This is a genomic window from Bacillus capparidis, from assembly GCF_017832095.1.
Classification (GTDB): Bacteria; Bacillota; Bacilli; order Bacillales; family Bacillaceae; genus Bacillus; species Bacillus gobiensis.
Map to the genome: position 1 here is coordinate 128176 of NZ_JAFDST010000003.1, position 20893 is coordinate 149068.

General features: G+C 40.2%; 16 protein-coding genes and 2 pseudogenes. 12 read left to right on the top strand and 6 right to left on the bottom strand.

What is annotated here, in order from left to right:
* The first annotated feature begins 237 nt into the window (after positions 1-237).
* From JOC74_RS14185 to JOC74_RS14220, 8 genes are all read left to right on the top strand, one after another.
* The gene (locus JOC74_RS14185; protein ID WP_053605329.1) at positions 238-1059 is read left to right on the top strand and encodes an ABC transporter permease; all 822 of its coding nucleotides are present in this window, start codon (positions 238-240) and stop codon (positions 1057-1059) included.
* A 21-nt stretch (positions 1060-1080) separates the two neighbouring features.
* Positions 1081-2154, top strand: coding sequence for an ABC transporter ATP-binding protein (locus tag JOC74_RS14190; RefSeq protein ID WP_053605330.1), 1074 nt, complete (start codon positions 1081-1083; stop codon positions 2152-2154).
* Positions 2141-3289, top strand: coding sequence for an extracellular solute-binding protein (locus JOC74_RS14195; RefSeq protein ID WP_225970284.1), 1149 nt, complete (start codon positions 2141-2143; stop codon positions 3287-3289). The genes JOC74_RS14190 and JOC74_RS14195 overlap by 14 nt, the downstream gene beginning before the upstream one ends.
* Positions 3286-4119, top strand: coding sequence for an ABC transporter permease (locus JOC74_RS14200; protein ID WP_211086192.1), 834 nt, complete (start codon positions 3286-3288; stop codon positions 4117-4119). The genes JOC74_RS14195 and JOC74_RS14200 overlap by 4 nt, the downstream gene beginning before the upstream one ends.
* Positions 4120-4132: 13 nt before the next feature.
* On the top strand, positions 4133-5407 hold the full coding sequence (locus JOC74_RS14205) for a hypothetical protein (RefSeq protein ID WP_053605332.1): 1275 nt from the start codon (positions 4133-4135) through the stop codon (positions 5405-5407).
* Positions 5408-5419: 12 nt separating this feature from the next.
* Positions 5420-6994 (top strand): CehA/McbA family metallohydrolase, encoded by a 1575-nt coding sequence (locus tag JOC74_RS14210; protein ID WP_053605333.1) that lies wholly within the window; start codon positions 5420-5422, stop codon positions 6992-6994.
* Between the two features lie 654 nt (positions 6995-7648).
* Positions 7649-9082 (top strand): alkaline phosphatase PhoX, encoded by a 1434-nt coding sequence (locus JOC74_RS14215; protein WP_225970285.1) that lies wholly within the window; start codon positions 7649-7651, stop codon positions 9080-9082.
* An 80-nt stretch (positions 9083-9162) separates the two neighbouring features.
* A complete protein-coding gene (locus tag JOC74_RS14220) occupies positions 9163-9396 on the top strand; it encodes a twin-arginine translocase TatA/TatE family subunit (RefSeq protein ID WP_053605335.1) in 234 nt (77 codons plus the stop codon).
* 242 nt (positions 9397-9638) lie between these two features.
* Here the strand turns inward: JOC74_RS14220 and JOC74_RS14225 are convergent, their stop codons facing one another.
* Positions 9639-10133: a GNAT family N-acetyltransferase gene (locus tag JOC74_RS14225; RefSeq protein WP_098945264.1), complete on the bottom strand. Its 495-nt coding sequence runs from the start codon at positions 10131-10133 to the stop codon at positions 9639-9641.
* A gap of 182 nt (positions 10134-10315) precedes the next feature.
* On the opposite strand from JOC74_RS14225, the pseudogene JOC74_RS23595 reads away from it, so the two are divergent.
* A pseudogene (locus tag JOC74_RS23595) lies at positions 10316-10402 on the top strand (ArsB/NhaD family transporter); the annotation flags it as partial.
* 181 nt (positions 10403-10583) lie between these two features.
* A complete protein-coding gene (locus JOC74_RS14235; protein ID WP_053605337.1) occupies positions 10584-11453 on the top strand; it encodes a cation diffusion facilitator family transporter in 870 nt (289 codons plus the stop codon).
* A gap of 252 nt (positions 11454-11705) precedes the next feature.
* On the opposite strand, the gene JOC74_RS14240 is transcribed toward JOC74_RS14235, so the two are convergent.
* The 5 genes and pseudogenes from JOC74_RS14240 to JOC74_RS14260 all read right to left on the bottom strand — a co-directional run bounded on the left by JOC74_RS14240 (position 11706) and on the right by JOC74_RS14260 (position 18263).
* Positions 11706-12689 (bottom strand): SDR family NAD(P)-dependent oxidoreductase, encoded by a 984-nt coding sequence (locus tag JOC74_RS14240; protein ID WP_053605338.1) that lies wholly within the window; start codon positions 12687-12689, stop codon positions 11706-11708.
* A 205-nt stretch (positions 12690-12894) separates the two neighbouring features.
* Entirely contained in the window at positions 12895-13413 is a 519-nt protein-coding gene (locus JOC74_RS14245; RefSeq protein ID WP_053605339.1) for a TetR/AcrR family transcriptional regulator, read from the bottom strand.
* A 199-nt stretch (positions 13414-13612) separates the two neighbouring features.
* Entirely contained in the window at positions 13613-15802 is a 2190-nt protein-coding gene (locus tag JOC74_RS14250; protein WP_053605340.1) for an alpha-galactosidase, read from the bottom strand.
* A gap of 183 nt (positions 15803-15985) precedes the next feature.
* Positions 15986-17221 (bottom strand): MFS transporter, encoded by a 1236-nt coding sequence (locus JOC74_RS14255; RefSeq protein ID WP_211086193.1) that lies wholly within the window; start codon positions 17219-17221, stop codon positions 15986-15988.
* Between the two features lie 728 nt (positions 17222-17949).
* Positions 17950-18263: pseudogene (locus JOC74_RS14260) on the bottom strand (YnfA family protein).
* Between the two features lie 142 nt (positions 18264-18405).
* Between JOC74_RS14260 and JOC74_RS14265 the strand changes: the two are divergent.
* Together JOC74_RS14265 and JOC74_RS14270 are read left to right on the top strand one after the other, a co-directional pair.
* Entirely contained in the window at positions 18406-18774 is a 369-nt protein-coding gene (locus tag JOC74_RS14265) for an ArsR/SmtB family transcription factor (protein WP_053605341.1), read from the top strand.
* Positions 18767-20884 carry a heavy metal translocating P-type ATPase gene (locus JOC74_RS14270; protein ID WP_098945265.1) on the top strand — a complete coding sequence of 706 codons (2118 nt, stop codon included), beginning with the start codon at positions 18767-18769 and terminating at the stop codon, positions 20882-20884. The genes JOC74_RS14265 and JOC74_RS14270 overlap by 8 nt, the downstream gene beginning before the upstream one ends.
* The last annotated feature ends 9 nt before the right edge of the window (positions 20885-20893 follow it).

The window sequence follows — 20893 nt, forward strand, 5'->3', positions numbered from 1 at the left end:
ATTTTTAGGCAGTCTTCTTAACAAATTTTATACATAATTCAAAATATCAATTTACATTCGGATGTTAAGTTATAAAAGTATGAAGTATAGACAACTAATAATAATTCAAATGATAATTATCGTTTTCTCCTACGATTACATTCAATATACAGTTATTGTTGTCTATACTTCTTTTTTATTCGGAATAAAAAATTACTAATATTATACGAATGTACAACTAGGGGAGGAGGTGTAAAGTTGTGGTACTTTAGGACACTGAGAAAAAGAAGAATAATAGAATTTATTGGTCTTTCAATATTTTTGCTATTCTTTTTCGGTCCATTATTAAATTTGGTTTTATTAGCTTTTTCTGGAAAGTGGGAGCATCCTGATAAATGGCCTTCTACATGGTCTTTGGAATGGTGGTCGTATGTTCTACAGGATGAATCGATCCTTCGAGCTATGGGGCTGTCATTTTTAATTGCTTCTCTAGTCACCTTGATTTCTTTAATCATTTGTTTACCGGCTGCCTATGCGTTTGCCAGAATTAGCTTTCCGTTACGACGATTTTTTCTGTTCTCATTTTTATTAACAAATGCTTTTCCGAAAATGGGGTTGTACGTTGCAATTGCCGTTCTGTTTTACCAGTTTAATCTGATGAACACCTTTACTGGTATTATTCTAATCCATCTGATTAACACCCTGATGTTTATGACGTGGATTCCATCGGCTGCCTTTGAAAATGTCCATCGTTCTCAAGAAGAATCAGCGCGAGATGCCGGAGCTTCGCCTCTGAGGGTTTTTTGGCACATCACTCTGCCGATGGCAAAGCCGGGAATCATTGTAGCTTCAGTCTTTACCTTCCTAAACTCATTAGATGAAGCGGAGGGAACCTTTTTAGTCGGAATCCCGGATTTTCAGACGATGCCCGTCATCATGTACACGATCATTGCTGATTATCCGAGTACAGCAGGTGCGGTATTTTCCGTCATTCTGACATTGCCGACGATTATATTATTGATGGCTGCCAGAAAATTTGTCGGTGCGGATTCCTTTGCCGATGGATTGCGAATGAAATAATCGAAGAAAGGAGAGAGTCATTTGCCTGTACAGTTATCGATTCAAAATTTAACCAAGATTTATGAGACAGGAGAAGGAGTCAAAGATATTTCCATTGATGTAGAAAAAGGACAACTGGTTACACTGCTTGGCCCGTCCGGCTGTGGGAAAACGACGGTATTGCGAAGCGCTGGCGGTTTCATTGAGCCAAACAGCGGGTCCATCAAGATTGGCGGGAATGAAGTGCTTCACTTGCCACCTGAAAAGCGGCCGACTGCGATGGTTTTTCAAAGCTACAATTTATGGCCGCATATGACAGTTTTTGATAATCTGGCTTTCAGTCTCAAGCTGAAAAAAGTCAAAAAACAGGAAATAAAAGAAAAGGTTTCATGGGCGTTAGCTCTCGTTCGATTATCAGGAGCCGAGAAAAAATATCCCGGTGAACTTTCGGGAGGACAGCAGCAACGGATTGCATTGGCTCGAGCACTTTTATTAAATCCGGAAGTTCTGCTTTTGGATGAGCCGTTTTCTGCTCTTGATGCAAAACTACGCCATGAATTAAGGGAAGAATTGCGAGAAATTCAGGCACAGCAAAACTTAACAATGCTGTTTGTTACCCATGATCAAGAAGAGGCCTTGTCCATATCAGACAAAGTAGTCGTTATGAATCATGGCAACATTGAGCAGATTGCAACTCCGAAAGAAATTTATAACAATCCGGCTTCTCTATTTGTTGCTCAGTTTATCGGCAGAATGAACTTTTTAAATGGACAAGCAGAATCAAATCTAATAAATGCCGGAACGCTTCAGTTTCCTAATCCTGGTCATAATAACGGCGACGTTACTATAGCCATTCGCCCGGAAGACGTATCCGTAGCTGAACCTTTTGAAAACGGACTGGAAGCGAGAGTAGATAAAGTGATGATGCTCGGACATTATGTAGAAGTTACAATACATAGCATGTTGGGACAAATTAAGATGTTTGTTGACAGCAGTAAAATAGACCAGTTTCGTCTTGATGAAAATATCAAGGTGAAGTTTACTAAAATCCAATCTTTTCAAAATTCAAATTCTGCAAAATTAGAAGATAGGAGTGAAGTTTATGAAAATGTTTAAAAAAGCAATAGCATTTGCGGCTATGGGAGCTACAGTACTATCTCTTGCTGCATGCGGAAGCAGCGAAAGCGGGTCAACAAATTCTAATGGTGATGAAGTTACGAAAATTTCACTGTACAGCAGCGGATCTCAAAATGTCGAGATGTTTTGGGAAAAGGTCGTTAGTGATTTTGAAAAGGAAAATAAAAATATTGATGTCGACTTTGTCTTTGTCCCATCTGGAACAGGAGGCCAGGCAACGATCGATAAGATTGTCGCTGCAAAGAAATCAGGCAAAGATTCAAAGGTCGATCTTTATGAAGGGCAATTAGCTGATATTGTTCGAAGTAATGAAGAAGGCGGTTTGTTTTATTCATTAGATGAAACAGGAATCCCGAACCTTAAGAACGTTCAAGAAGCGAATATGAAAGGAACGAATAATATAGCTGTTCCATATCGTGCTGCGTCTGTCGTACTTGCCTACAATTCGGAAAAGGTGAAGGACGTCCCAAACACAGCTGATGAAATGTATCAGTGGATAAAAGACCATCCCGGCAGGTTTGCCTACAACGACCCAAGTACTGGTGGATCAGGCAGCTCATTTGTGTTATCGACAATCTATAACCAATTGCCTGCAGACGCAATGAATTCACAAGATGAAAGCATTATGAAAGATTGGAATAAAGGTTTCGGAATATTAAAAGATTTGGCTCCTCATTTATACAAAGAAGGGGTTTATCCGAAGAAAAACCAAGGAACATTGGACTTGCTTGCAAACGGTGAAGTGGATATGATTCCCGTTTGGTCTGATATGGCGTTGGAACAGTTAAATAAAAAATTATTGCCCGAATCTACTAAATTGAAGCAAATTGATCCTGCATTTACTGGCGGACCATCCTACATGATGGCACCAGATAATGGAGATGAAAAGCGGAAAGAAGCAGCGCAAACATTTATGAATTACATTCTTACGAAAGAAGTTCAACAGACAGTTATGGATCAGATGTATGGCTACCCTGGAATTAAGTGGGAGCACTTGTCCAAAGAGGACCAAGAACGTTTTGCTGATGTCAGCGGCGGATATCGAATTTTCAACGGCGGAGCATTATCCGAAGAATTAACAAAACAATGGCAAAGAGAGATCCCTACTCGATGAGTAAAAAATGGAAATTGAGCATGTTAGGAATTGGGCTCGTTATGCCCTCTTTCCTAACATTGCTTGTCCTTGTAATCTATCCGGTGTTCCTTTCTGTTAAAGAGAGTTTTACAAACGGAGAAGGACAATTCAGCTTTGAAAATTATATTTATATTTTTACGGAGCCATTAATTGTTCAAAACATCCGCCATACGTTATTTGTCACGGTTATTTCATGTATTTTTGTTCTGGGTATCGGCTATTTGCTTGCTGTTTATTTGCGCTTTTCCAACAGCGCTGTTTCAAAGTGGATCAACAAACTATACTTTATTCCTATGTTTATACCGGGGGTTATTGCTGTATACGGCTTTATCAATTTTTATCGAGACAATGGCTGGGTAGCAAGATTCGTCGGAGAAAATAATTTACCTCCTATTATTTACGATGTGAAGGGATTGTTGATGATCAATATTTGGTTCAATATTCCTTTTACAACGATGCTATTAGTACCTGCGCTTCAGGCAATTCCGAATTCAATTATCGAAAGTGCAAGGGATTCCGGTGCGAAAAAACTTCAGCTATTTACGAGGTTTATTCTGCCTTTGTCTTATCGGACGATGCTCATTGCGGTGACGTTCTTATTCATGGGGATTGTAGGCAGCTTTACGGCTCCATTTTTAATTGATCGGAATGCGCCGCAGATGCTCGGTGTTTCCATGCAGCAGCATTTCGCTGTCTATAATGAACTCGGACAGTCCAGCAGCTTGGCCGTTTTTATGTTTTTAATGTGCTCATTTGTCGGATTCTTTTATATACGCAGTAACTTGAGTCATTCGAAAAAACGTTTTTAAAGGCGGGATTGTATTGGAAACAATTCAGATAAAGCAGACAATCACTCAGAACCAAGAGCAGAAGGTGGAATTTGAAGTACCGGACGAAGGACTTTATTCGATCGAATTGACAGCTTCATCACCTACCTCATGGAATGAAAAGGAAAATGAAGCCGTTATGGCAAGGTTGTACATCAATGATACACATCACCAGGATATCGTCTTATTTTATGGTGATCGTTTGTTCACGTACCAACGTTTGTTGGGGGAATTATGTGAGGGAAACTATACATTAAGCATTGAATTTTTTAACCCGCTTGCTCAAGCATCCTCCGCTTGGATTGAGAAAGTAAATATAAAAAAGCTTGAGCTTCAAGGCCACGACTTGCTTGCAGCTAAGTTTTCGCCAAAATTATACGGAAGGTCAGTCTATAGCAATTATGACAATTTGTACACCGATACTCCGTTAGAAATGATCTACTTTATCGAAGATTGGGAGCATGGAAAGGTGATTGAATACCAGATGGTTTTCAGCCACGAGGACGAGGGAACGCCAGCCAAGCTGCTGATGGCCAAGTGGGGGCGTTTGCTTGATATTGAGTACATGGCCAGGGTTTATTTAACAGACGATCTCAACGTGGACCACGTAGATTACCAGGGTCCTCACCACAAAATTATGTCCTATAGCAAGCCGATGCTGGAGGGAAAACGTCCAGTATTGCAAACGGCTACGTGTAACGGAAATTTTACCGACCGCATCACGAGTGAATATTACTTTTTCTTTTTACCAAGCTATGAATGGAAAAAGGACGAGGAGCCCCGGGAAATCGTCATGGAAAAATTCCCATACGTAAACGCAATGATGCAGTGGGAAGCGGAGAGGCAGCTCACAACTGGCCTTTCAGATATTAATATAATCAAAGATTTGAAACAATATCTTTTTATTCAGTCGTCAGTCTGGGAAGTAAACCTAGGACAACCAACGATAGATATCGCATGCAAGCTATCCGGTGAAAACAGGTGGCATTCCAGTTCATTTGGCAAGAAACAGATCGGCCATTTTTCCCCTGGCTATACGGGACCGTATAACCATTTTGGCATTGCCGTTTTGCTGCCCGAAAACAAAAGCCATACAGATATTGAAGAAATCAAGGTTTGTTTAATTAACGAAGAGATTTCTTCGGTAGTTGTAAAAGATCTTAAAGTCCTTTTCATGAATGAAAGGAGTGAAATCGAGCTTAAATGCCAAGTCAATTTCACGGCTGAATTGACTCGAAATCAAAGCGAAAAAACAGTTTGGAACAAATAGAGGAGAAAAAAGATGCAACAAACAAGCACGCGTATTCTATTTGAAACAACTTCAGAAATATCCAGCAATAGTTCACAGTCTCATTTGAAACATACGTTTTTCGTTCCAAAAGAGACAACAAATCTGACGGTGCAATTTCATTTTGAACCTGCCCAATTAGATGACAATGAGTTGGGGCAAAAAATCATTGAAGAGTCCTTTCATTATTATGAGTTGGAAACAGAGAATGCAGCAAAAAGAACACTACATGACTTCCCAATTAAGAACCTTTTAACACTATCTATTGATGACCCAGATGGATTCCGAGGGGCTCATCACTGCCATAAACCAACACAACGAATGACAGTGAATGAAACGAATTCTTCGCCGGGTATTCTGAACAAACAAAATTCCCCTGGTTTATGGTCGGTAACCGTTAGCACACATGCCGTCGTAACTGAAAAGTGCCGGTTTACCTTATCTGTCACAGCTGACGGACCAGAAAATGATATCTGCAGAAGCTTAACGATCCCGTGGCAGCACCGGCCATTAATGAAAAATATATTAGAGAATGAAGCGCGAGGAACGATTTTGCCAAGAAAGCAATATAATCATTGCCGTTGGGTTCCTGCCGAGCTGCATACGCATACGTATCACAGCGATGGGCAGCAGTCGGTGCGAGAAATGGCAGAAGCTGCAAAACAAATGGGCTTAGAGGTCGTGGCGATCACAGATCATAATACAACCCGCCCGTTGCAGGAGATGGAAGAAGCAAGCCGTGAATTCAGGATTAAAATGCTTTTCGGGTTAGAATGGACGACGTTTTATGGGCATTTGCTGACCATCGGATATGACAAGCTGACGTATACGGATTGGCGGACAATTGGGCCGTTGGACATTGCTAAAGGAATTGACCAAATCCATAGCTGTGGAGCCATCGCAGGGATAGCACATCCTTTCCGTCTGGGAAACCCGATCGGAACAGGATGCCATTGGGAGTTTCCGTTTAAGAGCATTAATGATTTTGATTTTATTGAAGTTTGGAACTCTACCAGACCAGGCTCCCGCTATTATAATCAAAAAGCATTTCAATATTGGACAGAATTATTGAATCACGGGTACATCATTACAGCAACTGCAGGAAGAGACTGGCATAAGAATGACGAGAAGAATGTGTTTCCGGCGATTACTCATGTTCATATGCCGGCGGATACAAAAAAAGAAACAGATGATTTTCAGGCGGAATTTTTGAAATCGATTAAAGAGGGAGCCTTATCGATCTCCTATGGATATCCAGTCATATTAGAAGCGAGTATAGGCTCTGATACTTTTTCGATTGGTGACATTATTAAATCAGAAAATAACAAAGTTTCCTTCCATGCCCGCACGGACGGATGGGAAGACGTTACAAATATAAATCAACGAACTTTTCGTTTTCGATTAGTTTCAAATGTTGGTACATTAATAGAAGAAACCGGTGGAACACATGAGCTGTTTTATGAAATGGACAGTTATGAATTAAGCTGGGTAAGAGCTGAATTATACGCTGAAATATATGACGAAGTTGAATTGATTGCTTTTACAAATCCGATTTATTTTATCAAGTAACACGAGTAATAATCCTTCCTGGGTTTTAGATCTGGGCGGGGGATTACCTGTTGTAACATAGAACCTTGCACAAGTTGTTTTTATATCTGTACTCCAGATCAAATGGTCTTTTATCTACAAGAACAAGGTGTAAGTGCATATTGTAATAGATTTGGAGATAGCCGCCCTGGCTTACCGGCCAGGCGACGCTCTTTCTGTTTTTTTATCTCTTCTGGCCTTGTATCGTCTGGGCCGCCATAGATAGTAGCTACTTGCAAAATTGCTTTCATAAGGTAAGGCGCCTCTTCGTGAAGTGAACCCCAAAGCGTATCAAGCATAAAGTCAAACGTTGTTTAAGTATCTTTGATGCTGCCTAGATCGTAAGTAAGAACTTCATCCGCTCCCTTGTAATAATCTTAACATGTATGTTCCGAGCAGTTTCAATATATTTTCATTAATAGAATAATAAGGGAATGGAAAGTCCTTTTTTACTATCATGAAACAACGAAATAGTAATAATAACCCCATTCCTTTCGCGTTTTTCTAATCCTTTAGAACTTATTTTTATTAACATGATATCCACATTAAACAAGTACTTGCTTAACCTGTGTTTGTTAGTTTGTTTATAGATATTGCCTCAAGATTTACACCCTATAAAAAAGGAGGAGTCATATTTTGAGCAAAAGCATGAACAGACGTGATTTTTTAAAGGCAGGAAGCATGAGTACAGCTGTATTGGCATTAGGGACGACCGGAATACTTTCACTTGGAACAGAAAATGCATTAGCAAAACCTACTCTTACAAAAAAAAGAGGATTTGCAGGTTTTGGCCCGTTAATTAAAGATCCGGGCGGGATGCTGGATCTTCCGAGAGGTTTCCAATACCGTATTATCTCTGAGGAAGGCGGCAAACTTTCGGATGGACGTCCAATCCCGGGAAAATTTGATGGTATGGCTGCATTTTCAGGACCAAAAAATTCTACCATTCTTGTTCGAAATCATGAGTTAGATGGGAATACAAAATATCCGGTGATAGGAAAAAATCCATATAGCAAAGATAATACTGGCGGTACGACAGCTCTAATTGTCGGACCTGACCGTAAAGTGATTGATGAATATGTGACCTCTGCAGGTACAATCCGAAACTGTGCGGGTGGTGCAACTCCTTGGGGCACATGGCTCACTTGTGAAGAAACACTTGAAGAGGGACACGGATATGTTTTTGAAATAGATCCTCACAATCCTGAAAATAACTTATCAAAAACTCCAATCAGAGAAATGGGTGCCTTTTCTCATGAGGCAACAGCAATCGATCCATCAACTGGAATCGTTTATTTAACAGAAGACTCAACCCCCAGCTTCCTTTATCGGTTTATACCGAACGATCGCAGCCGAAGACCGGGAGCCTTGCACAATGGCGGCATATTACAAGCAGCAGCAATTGAGGAAATGTCGATTGCAAGTGCCAGTAAATTTTATACTGGTCAAAAATTCGGCATCGTATGGAAAGATGTTGATCCTGAAAAACCTAGTCTTGAAGCAAAAACGAAAGGCTGCATCCAATTCAGCCGCTTAGAGGGCGCTTATTTTTCCGGAGGAGTATTTTGGTTTGATGATACATCTGCAGGGGATAACAGTCTTGGCCGCGTTTACCGTTATATCCCGGCTACAAATACATTAGAGCTTTTTTACGAGTCTACAGAAATCAATGATTTAGAAATGCCGGATAATATTTGCATTACTCCGTGGGGAGACCTTTGGATTGCAGAGGATGGCGACGGGGTTGACCGTATCATTGGAATCACTCCAGAAGGTGAAAGCTATGTTTTTGCTGAGAACAAGCTTAATGGTTCTGAATTAGCCGGTCCCACCTTTTCTTGCGATGGAAGAACTTTTTTCGTAAATGTTCAAAGCCCTGGGATCTCCTATGCGATTTGGGGACCTTTCAATCGCAAAAACGCCGGCCGTCAAAGACTAATGGGACATGCTGCTCCACCAGCCGCTTACTCCCCGCAAGTATCAGACAAGCTTTCAGCGTTTGCAGAAAATCAAGGCATAACAACCCTTGAAGCGGCAGCATTCCAACGCCATGGTATGCCAATTTTATAGGGTACTGCTGAAGAGCGAATTGAAATTGCAGAAGCCCCCGAGTTAGAGAATTTTATTAGTAATTTAGGAGGAATCGTATAATGTTTCAAAATATCGGAGTTCCAGGTCTAATTATCATACTCGTCATTGCGTTAATCATTTTTGGACCTTCTAAGCTCCCTGAAATTGGACGCGCATTTGGGAACACATTAAAAGAGTTCAAAAAAGCTACAAATGATCTTGTGAATGGCAATAGTGATGAGAAATCAAAGATTGATGAAGGCAAAAAACTTCAAGCTGTTCAGAAAGAAGATACTAAAAATACCGGAAGCTGAAAACTAGAAGACTGCAGGCAGACAATAATCTGCTTGCAGTCTTTCTAGTTTTTGTGAAAGGGAATCATTTAGGAAAACTGTATCTCCTTTATTGTACAAAATATCGTTTACCAAAAAGAATAGACGTTGACTCATCTACCGCACTGCGAACGACTCAGGCCGTATATATAAAATAGCCAAAAATCATCGACTCTCAGTGTTGTTCAAACGTTTGTTTAAGGCGAAAAAGGCGATGTAATCCTTTACTTAGAAGGCAATTTTTTCTCAAGAAGCAAGACGTCTCGCCACTTTCCATCCAACTTCCCGATTTTCTCTCTTCGTCCAACTTCGCGGAATCCGAATTTTTGGTGCAAGGATAGGCTTGCTTGGTTTTCGGGAAAGATACCTGATTGCAGAGTCCAAAACCCTTCTTTTTCACACTCTTCTATCAGATTTTTCATAAGGCTGGATCCGACCTTCTTCCCGCTGAATTCTGGATCAATATAAATACTTACTCCGGCCACTCCGCGATATACCGGACGGCTTGAATATGGGCTGAGAGCAACCCAGCCAACAATTTGATTGCCTTGCAAAGCTACTAATCGACCGAATTGCAAATGGTCAATATCCCATTTCTCCCATGAAGGCGCTTCTGTTTCAAACGTGGCATTTCCCGTTTCTATCCCTTTTATGTAGATCGTCTGAACTGCTTCCCAATCTTCTTCCTTCATCGTTCGAACAGTTAGTGTGTTTTGCATCATTTAATCTCCTTTCGTAATAAGTGTTATCCGCAATTATTCCAGGTTCCGCTTGCATCAATAATAACTATAGCTTCTAATTTTTCAATATTCTCATTTTTAGATGTAAAGAAGGTATAAGGTCTTCACCCAATTTCTTAATTTCATTTTATCAAAATTCTTACGAAAGATAAGGTGAGACGGCTAACCAGGGGCAGTTTGTCGGAACGATATCAATAGGTTTTATAGCGGCTGATCTTTCTTCGATAATGAATAACATGCCGACTTTAGAGAAATACCTGAATCTTTCTCTACAATCTCTTAAAGTTGCAAAAAGACTCTTTTTTTTGCTTCAGGAAACTTTTTTTGCTGCTTATTACATATATAGAAGAGTATAAAAAGGTTGCTGTAGACCCACTAGGTGCTAGCTTGATAATATATTCAAGTAGTACTTTTAGGGGGTTCATGCCTGTGGAGCAACAAAAATATAACGACATAAAACTTGGAGAACGCGGAGCCATTATTAGTATCATTGCATATATTTGTTTGTCTTCATTAAAATTAATTATTGGCTATATAGCAGGTTCTGACGCTCTAAGAGCTGATGGTTTAAATAATGCCACTGATATCGTTGCCTCGATCGCTGTTCTAATCGGATTAAAGTTATCTCGTAAGCCCGCAGATCAAGATCATCCTTATGGGCACTGGAAATCCGAAACGGTTGCCTCGATGGTTGCTTCTTTTATTATGATGGCTGTTGGAATCCAGGTGTTATATGATGCAGTGTCTTCCGTTTTTGAGGGAAAGCAAGAATCTCCGGATTTAATTGCTGCAATGACTGGACTTTTCAGTGCGCTAGTGATGTACTTTGTTTATCGGTATAATAAAAAGCTAGCCACCAAAATTAAAAGTCACGCAGTAATGGCTGCTGCTAAAGATAATCTTTCTGATGCTTGGGTTAGTATTGGTACTGTAATCGGTATACTAGGGGCTCAAGTTTATCTTCCTTGGCTCGATCCGTTGACTGCAATCATCGTAGGGTTATTAATTTGTAAAACAGCTTGGGATATTTTTCGAGATGCGTCTCATCAATTAACAGACGGTATTAATGAAAAAGAAGTAGAATCCTTCAAGGAAACTGTGATGGATATCTACGGAGTAAAAGGCGTTAGGAATATAAAAGCAAGATATTATGGAAGTAACGCTGTAGTGGACGTAGTTATTCTTGTTAATTCTAATTTGGATATAAGAGACGCCCATGAGATTTCTACAAAGGTTGAAAATGAATTGATTCGAAAGCATGATGTATACGATGTGCATGTTCATGTAGAGCCTAATTAATAACAAAAAAGCCGTCCTTTAGGCGGCTCAAAAGCTATGAATTCGTCCTTTTCTTGATATCGTGATGTTGGAGTTGAGACAAGAGTTTTTAGTGGCAGGATTATTAAGGTTAATGTTACGTGATTTCAGTCATCTGAGATGGAGCTTCGTGGCTTGGCAAAAATCATGGTGCAACACTTTTACATTCTCTCCATCTAGATATGAGACAAAAATTACATATTGGAGATCAATTTCTATACTTTTTGTATGTCTTCAATTAACAGGCTGCGTGTCAGCAGCTCTGTTCCTGTTCATCAACGTACGAATCGTTTCCTCAATCGCTTGCTCGTGAGGAGTCCACGCTATCGGTCCTATCTCCCGTTCATACTTTTCACCGCTCAATACAAACGGCTCTTCTGTGAGGTAAAGCATCTCTACTACCTCTTTCATCACCGGATTGAACATTCCAATCAGCGACAGGCTGATGCGTCCTAGAGGAAAGACAGGCTTACGTTTTCCGCTAGCTTTCTGTGCGATTTTCACCAAATCATGGCCTGAAATGACGCCAGGACCTGGGATATGCCAATTTTGCCCGTAAGAAGCATCCCTACTGGCGATTTCTACAATCATACGTGCCGCATCAGGCAGGTAGACGTATTCACGAGGGATGTTCATGTTCCCGATAAATGCAGTCGGTTTGCCGGCTGCGATTGCCTCCATTGTAACGTTGAGATACGATGCTTGTGCGGAAGGTCCATAGTAATCCGGGAGCCGCACTATGAGAGGCTTTGCACCTCGCCAGCGCGAATTGAAAATCAGCTCCTCATAGGCAAGCCTAACTTTTCCCTTGCGTGTGTGAGGACGTTTTGGATGAACTTCTGTTGCTTTTTGTGTGGAAGTTCTTTTTCCGTATGGATAGATACCATCCACAACAACAACCTTTGCCTCTATCAGCTCGGCAGCTTTCATCACAGCTTCCCCGAGTGGCAAAAGCCGCGCTTCCATTTCATGATAGGGTATATTCGCACTGTGGAAAATTACATCTGCCCCTGCAGCAGCCTTCACGATATCCTCTGGCTTAAACGCATCCCCAGTTTTTAGCTTTAACAATGACGGATTGCCAAGTTCATTTGCAAGTCTCTCGAGTTTATCAGCAGACCGGCCAAACGCTACCGTCTCGATTCCTCTTTTCACCAATTCTGCCGTAATCGGATTCCCAACGCCGCCTGTTGCACCTAATACGATTGCTTTTTTCATGAATATCTCTCCTCACATTTAATTATTGATTAACCAATTACAATTTTGTAAAAAATTTTGAACTCCGAAAAAGTACATATGAAAAAATTTTTAATGCTAAGGTTGGCTTCACCTAACAATCAGTGGGGGTATAATGTAAGACTAATTGCGTTAGGCGCCTTATTGCCCCGCCTGCATCGAAACCCCGACTGATTGAAGTTGAATTTTATCTCTTAACCATTAAATCCGGCATATCAATCGCCATCGATACGTTACACAGCATTCCTCTCGCCAGAAAATCTGAAGTTTTCTGTTGTGCATCCGTAATTTCAGCTTGCTCAAAAGCACGTTGAACCAAGTGTTTTACTTGACTCATCCCTTTTTTCATCGCATCTCGGATTGGAGTTTCGCGGATCGTCTGCGCCTGCATTTGCAGCAGAATCTCGTTAGTGTGTGAATGCATAATCTCCTCGTATGCCTCAATAAGCCCTTCCTCCAGCTGCTCAGGAGCGGCCGAATTGATCACTTGTTCAAATGCCGCAATGATGCGCTGCCATGATAACTCAAGTGATTCCACAAGCAATGACTCCTTCGTAAAAAAACGATAGACATAAGGCTGGGATATCGCCGCACGCTCAGCCACTTGCGCCGTGGTAGCGCGATAATAGCCGATTTCTGCAAACACTTCAACTGCAGCTGACACAATATCGGCGCGCCGATCCGAAGATGTCGCTCTTTTAGCCATAATATTATTGCTCCTTCGTAGGTTTGATGAAGTTATTGATTGACCAATCACAACTTTATAATCATTATATTACAGTTCATTATAGGTTGCAACTATTTTAAATGCTAGTGCAAATCCGTTGGAGTTCACGAATATAAAAAGAAAAACGATGAACCACATCATTCACATGTCTTTCATCGTTTCTCAATAGCTGGTATCACTACATTTCTTTTAAATGCCAAACATAACTTTGGAAATCACCTTTTATTTCTGCGGGGATGCTCAATCCAACATAAGTAAGTTCATCACCGCCATAAATGTTATCGGTTCCGACGACTTTATATTGTTTAGAAACATCAATTCCTTTAAGCTTTAAAACTGTTAATGGTGCTGCTGGTTCAGCTAAAACCCTGAAAAAATATACAATAGCTTCTGTCTTGTTGTTATCGGTGAATAACCATGCTGCATTATTACCTTCAAATGGGTTTTGCAAGCGGTAGAAATCTCCAAACTGGATTAATTTTCGTATTTTCTTGTAGTCGGAAACTTGTTTTTTGACGATTTCTTTTTCGGCTTCAGACATCTGAGTTAAATCAAGCTCATATCCTAAATTACCAGACATCGCCACATCACCGCGCATATCTAAAGAGATACTTCGGTGCACTTGGTGATTTGGAACTGCTGAAACATGTGAACCCATAGATACAATTGGATAAACAAGGCTTGTTCCATATTGAATCTTCAGACGTGACACTGCGTCTGTATTATCACTTGTCCATGTCTGCGGCATATAGTATAGAATTCCTGGATCAAATCTGCCCCCGCCGCCTGAGCAGCTTTCAAATAAAACATGTGGAAAAGCAGCTGTGATTTTGTCCATGACGTTATATAAGCCAAGCATATAACGATGCGCTGTTTCTCTTTGTCTTTCTGGGGGAAGGGCAGCAGAGCCGATTTCTGTCATATGCCTGTTCATGTCCCATTTTACATAAGAGATCGGAACGCTAGCTAAAATATCACAAACTCTCTTTGTAATCTCTTCGCAAACCTCGTCCCTTGAGAAGTCTAGAATTAATTGATTGCGGCTCTCCGAACGATTACGGTCGGTTACATGGAGACACCAATCCGGGTGTTCACGATAAAGGTCACTATCAACAGAGATCATTTCCGGTTCAAACCAGAGTCCAAATTCCATCCCAATATGATTGACCCGCCGCGCAAGATTATCCAAACCATCAGGAATCTTTTCGCGATCCACGTACCAATCTCCTAAAGAAGAAGTATCATTGTTTCTCTTGCTAAACCAACCATCATCAAGAACAAATAACTCAATGCCTAATTCATGACCTACCTTTGCAATGTCTAAAATTTTCTCTGCATTAAAATCAAAATAGGTAGCTTCCCAGTTATTCACTAATATAGGGCGCTCTTTATCCCGGTAGGTTCCTCTTGCAAGGCGGGTACGATATAAATTATGAAAAGTCCGCGACATGTCTCCAAGACCTTCAGATGAGTAAACCATTACCGCTTCCGGAGTTTGAAACACTTCACCCGGATCCAGCTTCCAGCTAAAATCAAATGGATTAATTCCCATGGTTACTCTAGTATTTTTAAACTGGTCTACTTCCACCTGAGCCAAGAAATTCCCGCTATAAACAAAGTTAAAGGCGTAGACTTCGCCTGAATCTTCAGTTGTTCCTTTCCTTAACAATGCAATAAACGGATTATGCTGATGGCTGCTGGCTCCTCTCGTACTTTCAACCGACTGGATCCCATGACGAAGCGGCTGTCTTTCAATATGTCTCTCCTTTAAGTGGGCACCGTGAAGATGTAAGAAATCAAACTCGGAATCTCTAAAATCAACACACAAACTTAAAGCACTTAACAATTTTAATGACTGTGTTCCTTCATTAATAAAACGCACTGATCGAGTGATGACATTAAACTGCTCGTAAACGGTATAACTTAATATGACATTTAAACCTGTTAAACGATCTTCCATCTTAATGTCGAGAGTTTCGGCCTCTTCCTCGTTTTCTATATATGTAGAAGGCAGACCATCCAAAGAGCGCTTTCCTTTATAGATTGTGTGAGATAGATATTTCAAGTCGGATATGGTTGAACCGTTTTCTAGCTGAATTTGATATGCTGGTTTTCTATAATCCGTATTGCCGTACTGTGGATATTCTTGTGGAAGAGTATCTAACGAAAACGTTCTATCTTCCTTATATGGATTTCCAGAAAATCCACGGTCTAGCAGCTGTATATGATTTGAATGATGATATTCGCTTATCTTTTTCCCCCAATACAAGTGAAAAAGATAACCGTCTCGAACAATTTCCATAACATAGCTGGTATCTTTAGCTTGCAAATGGAACGTCTTATTTTTCTCATTAAATTTAATTCCCATGATTGATTCACTCCTAAAGGCTTCCAGGATGGTAGGATATTCGTGTTAATTAGTTTAATGATTGCCAAATATCTCACAAGAGAGCTTACCGGAATATATGATAATTTGATTACGGGTTAAATATATAATCAAATTAGGGTCCGTTCAATTGATTTACTTTTGCGAAAGTAATTTCTGTTTTATTTAAGCGGTTTCAGTAATCGAAGGATTTTTCCTGATTCTAGAACTGCCCGACAATGTGAAAACAGATATAATTGTAAAAAATAAAGCGATAAAGCCTAGTAAAAGATAAGCATCTTTAAAACCTACAGTATCGTACATATTTCCAGCAATCGCAGACAAAAAAGTAGCGCCAACTTGTTTTGAAAATTGAAAAGCAATAAGGTAAATAGTTGCCGATAATTCTGCGTTAAAATGTTCATTAATATATTTGAAAATAGCAACAAGCAGGATTGGAACCTCCAATGCATGCATGAGTTTTAATAAAATAATTACAACTGCGTCATCCGCAAAACCAGACCCGATAATACGGATGGACATGATACAACCGCAATAGATTAATGCATTTTTCGCACCAATTTTAATAATAAAGAAGGGTGCTATTATCATGACACACGCTTCCATAAAGGTTTGAATCGTTAACAAATTGCCAAACACTCCAGCACCTTCAGATGGCGAGGAAAAGAATTGGGTAAAGTAAACCGGAAATTGTTGGTCAAATACTTCATAAATACAACCGACGCCGACAACATATATAATTAAAAACCAAAATTTTCTGTTTTTGAACGTCTCAAGTATTGATTTTTTAGATGTTGCTTCCTGTATTTCAGTTTTCTTCATTTCGTTATTATTCGTTATTTTTGTTAATGCAAAAACAATAGCTAATACAACGGCTGCTAGTGAACTTATCCAATAGAGCAGATTGGGATCGGTGCTAAATAAACGACCTGTAATAAATACGGCAGTTGCAGCCCCCAAACTTCCGAACATTCTTACTTGGCCGTATTCAAAGCTTTTTACACGGCTCACTTTTTCAATATACGCTTCAATTGCACCGCAGCCCCCATTAAAACAGGCCCCCAGGTAAGCGCCTCCAATTATGGCCCCTAAAAAAATGTTACTTTGAAGTAAAAAAGGGAAAATATAAATGAAAAACGGAGCAATAAAAACTAATAGAGCAATAAAAACCCACATGAGGTTCTTTTTAAACCCTAACTTATCAGAAATGATTCCAAAAAAAGGCTGGAAACACATTGCAGCTATCGCTACAGCTGAAAACACGATACCAGCTTCAGTAGATGTTAACCCCATTTTGTTCGTTAACCAAAGTGAAAAAAATGTCGTACAGACAGCCCATATAAAGTAATACAGATAGAAAAAACTCCCGAATAACCAAAAATCTTTGCTTAATTTCCCCAACAAAATCATCCCCTCAGTGATTTTTGTTATTAATAACCTTTGATTCGTCAAAGTATCCCATTTATTCTTCCGTTTGCCTGGTGAAAAATCCAACAGCTTACTTAAACTGATTCTGCTAATAATTATCAGGCTGCCTGAGGTTACGGGATCGAGATGTGAAGGCGCTTTCTTTTGTTACGTGTATATCCACATTCCAAAACTCGTCCTCTGTTTTTTTTCTTGTAACCAAAAAATAACGATCGTCGCTAGCACTCTTGATACGGCGGAAGTGAAGACAAACAATATCTTTTTATTTCAGCAATGTAAGCGCCTCCTTTCATATATTGAATAGTTTACTAAACATTAACTAGGAGGATGTTAGAAACAAGTTGTCCGAAAATTTACTAAATAAATCTTATCATTTTTAGTAAACGTTTTCAATGTTATTTTGAAATGAGAGTGGGATTAACTAAAAGAATCATAGACTACTATTGTGTTTAAGCTTTATTTTCTTCGATAAATTTAGTAAAACATATTTTCCTGATTAACCGGTTTCGGGGCATGTTGATAAGAATTTTGCGGAGAGCTCTTTATCTTTAGTCACTCGGAAACATAGCAGAATATCAGGGGCAGAGTCCGAAAAGGAGTCGATCAGTATATGGTCTATATATTTAACGAATCCTATCCGGAGAACTCATACTTAATTTTTAGAGTTGGAAAAAACAAAATCGGAATGCAGGATGAAAAAGTCAATTTCGAGGCGCCAGCATGATCAATACGCCAACTAAACAAAGCGCAGCTCCAACCCAGTCATATGTATCAGGCGATTTCTTATCGATTCCCCATCCCCAAAGGACAGACAAGATGATAAAAACCCCTCCGTAAGCTGCATACACTCTTCCGAAAGTCGGGAAGGATTGAAACGTAGCAATCACCCCATATAAAGCTAAGGCTATGCCGCCCGCAACCCCCCAATAAACAGAGCGCAAATTAGATAGCCCCCGCCAATTTCAGCCAAACCAGCTAACAAAAAAAGCAAAATTACTGAGAGCAAAACATTCATTCCTTTCTTCACTTTATGATATAGGTTATTTTACATAAAAAAAGGAGTGATCACATTAACATTCTAATGAATATTTGAATAATATTTAAATTCGGGTATACTACATTTAGATGGACATTTGAATGAATAAGGAGCCATGACAATGAAAAGAAATGATACATGTGAAACGTATTGTTATGACGAAGAAAAAGTCAATCGGATACAGGAAGAATTAAAAACGAATGATATAAGCAGTATCGCCAAAATGTTTAAAGTGATTGGTGATAACAACCGTGCGAAAATAGCATTTTCCTTAACGAAGGATGAGGAATTGTGTGTGTGCGATGTGGCTAATATTATAGGGACTTCGATAGCTACCGCGTCTCACCACCTCAGGACTTTGCATAAGCATGGAATTGTGAAATATCGCAAAGAAGGAAAATTGGTTTTTTACTCATTGGATGATGAGCACATCAGGCAATTAATCGTCATTGCACTCGCACATCAACAGGAGGCGTACAGCCATGTCTAACGCACAGCAAAAAACGTATCGAGTTCAAGGATTTAGCTGTGCGAATTGTGCAGCCACCTTTGAAAAAAATGTGAAACAGCTTGAAGGCGTTGAAGATGCGCAAGTGAATTTCGGAGCTTCAAAGCTAACTGTCAAAGGAGATACCACGATTGCAGAGCTTGAAAAAGCCGGGGCATTTGAAAATTTAATAGTGCGTGACGAGAAGGAACAGGCAGTAAAACGAGAACCGTTCTGGAAGCAAAAAGAAAACATAAAAGTATATATTTCTGCAATTTTGTTGTTTCTTAGTTGGTTTATTGGAGTGCAGTACGGAGAAGAAGCGTTATTATCTGTTATCGGTTACGCTGCATCGATCTTAATCGGGGGATACTCTTTATTTAAAACAGGACTCAACAATTTAGTCCGTTTAAGGTTTGATATGAAATCACTCATGACAGTTGCCATTTTAGGCGCAGCCGCGATTGGGGAATGGGGCGAAGGGGCACTAGTTGTTATTCTTTTTGCTGTAAGTGAAGCCTTAGAGCGATATTCTATGGATAAAGCCCGTCAATCGATTCAGTCCCTGATGAATATTGCACCGAAAGAAGCGTTAATTCGACGTGGAGACAAAGAGATTACAATACTTGTTGACGATGTGAGAATTGGCGACGTAATGATAGTTAAACCCGGACAAAAACTAGCGATGGATGGAATCGTTATAAAAGGAATTTCGACTTTGAATCAGGCGGCCATCACTGGAGAGTCTATCCCGGTAACAAAAACAATGGATGATGAAGTATTTGCCGGTACGTTGAATGAAGAAGGTTTGTTAGAGGTTCGGGTAACAAAGAGAGTGGAGGATACTACTCTCGCAAAAATCATTCACCTGGTTGAAGAAGCTCAAGCTGAACGCGCACCATCACAAGCGTTTGTTGATAAATTTGCTAAATACTATACGCCGGCCATTATCTTTATTGCGTTCTTGATTGCAATTGCTCCTCCGTTAATAACTGACGGAAATTGGAGTGACTGGATTTATCGCGGCTTAGCGGTGTTAGTCGTAGGCTGTCCTTGTGCATTGGTTATTTCAACCCCTGTTTCGATTGTAACTGCGATCGGAAATGCAGCTAAGAACGGCGTATTAATCAAAGGTGGAGTTCACTTAGAAGAAGCCGGGGCATTACAGGTGATTGCTTTTGATAAAACAGGCACGCTTACAAAAGGCGTGCCGGCTGTTGCAGATGTCATTACCTTATCCGGGAGTGAAAAAGACTGGCTGGCAATTACGGCAGCGATTGAAAAAGGCTCGCAGCATCCGCTGGCATCGGCTATTATTAGAAAAGCTGAACAAGACAATTTGTCATTTCACCCGATCGAAATTGCAAATTTCCAATCGCTGACCGGGAAAGGTGTAAAAGCCGAAATAGACGGTACAACCTATTATGTAGGCAGTCCGAAATTATTTGGTGAATTGAATCAAGGATCCATCAATCAAGGAACGAATCACAAAATCATTGAGCTGCAGAAACAAGGGAAAACAGTGATCGCTCTAGGAACTTCTCAAAAGATCTTGCAATTAATCACGATTGGCGATGAAGTAAGGGCCTCTTCTAAAGAAGTGATTCAAAAGCTTCATGAAATCGGGATTCAAAAAACGGTCATGTTAACTGGAGATAACGAGGCAACTGCAGAAGCAATCGGCAAGGAAGTCGGCGTTTCAGAAATAAAATCAGAGCTCTTGCCGCAGGATAAATTGACTTATGTAAAAGAGCTTCGGAAAAATCATAAAAAGACAGCAATGGTTGGAGATGGAGTGAACGATGCCCCTGCGCTTGCTGCTTCCTCTGTAGGCGTTGCGATGGGCGGCGCGGGAACGGACACGGCACTTGAAACTGCTGATATTGCGCTGATGTCTGATGATTTACGCAAGCTGCCATATACCATTAAATTAAGCCGTAAAGCATTAGCGATCATAAAGCAAAACATAACGTTCTCGTTAGCAATAAAAGTCATTGCGTTGTTACTCATTGCTCCCGGATGGCTGACCTTATGGCTGGCTATTTTTGCAGATATGGGGGCGACACTTCTCGTCACACTTAATAGTTTGAGGCTGTTAAAGGTCATGGAGTGATTGCCTCTT

Coding starts and splice junctions, on each gene's coding strand:
- JOC74_RS14245 (WP_053605339.1), bottom strand. CDS start 13,413: ATGGCTAAAAGAGCGACATCTTCGGATCGGCGCGCCGATATTGTGTCA.
- JOC74_RS14200 (WP_211086192.1), top strand. CDS start 3,286: ATGAGTAAAAAATGGAAATTGAGCATGTTAGGAATTGGGCTCGTTATG.
- JOC74_RS14240 (WP_053605338.1), bottom strand. CDS start 12,689: ATGAAAAAAGCAATCGTATTAGGTGCAACAGGCGGCGTTGGGAATCCG.
- JOC74_RS14265 (WP_053605341.1), top strand. CDS start 18,406: ATGAAAAGAAATGATACATGTGAAACGTATTGTTATGACGAAGAAAAA.
- JOC74_RS14225 (WP_098945264.1), bottom strand. CDS start 10,133: ATGCAAAACACACTAACTGTTCGAACGATGAAGGAAGAAGATTGGGAA.
- JOC74_RS14220 (WP_053605335.1), top strand. CDS start 9,163: ATGTTTCAAAATATCGGAGTTCCAGGTCTAATTATCATACTCGTCATT.
- JOC74_RS14195 (WP_225970284.1), top strand. CDS start 2,141: ATGAAAATGTTTAAAAAAGCAATAGCATTTGCGGCTATGGGAGCTACA.
- JOC74_RS14210 (WP_053605333.1), top strand. CDS start 5,420: ATGCAACAAACAAGCACGCGTATTCTATTTGAAACAACTTCAGAAATA.
- JOC74_RS14250 (WP_053605340.1), bottom strand. CDS start 15,802: ATGGGAATTAAATTTAATGAGAAAAATAAGACGTTCCATTTGCAAGCT.
- JOC74_RS14270 (WP_098945265.1), top strand. CDS start 18,767: ATGTCTAACGCACAGCAAAAAACGTATCGAGTTCAAGGATTTAGCTGT.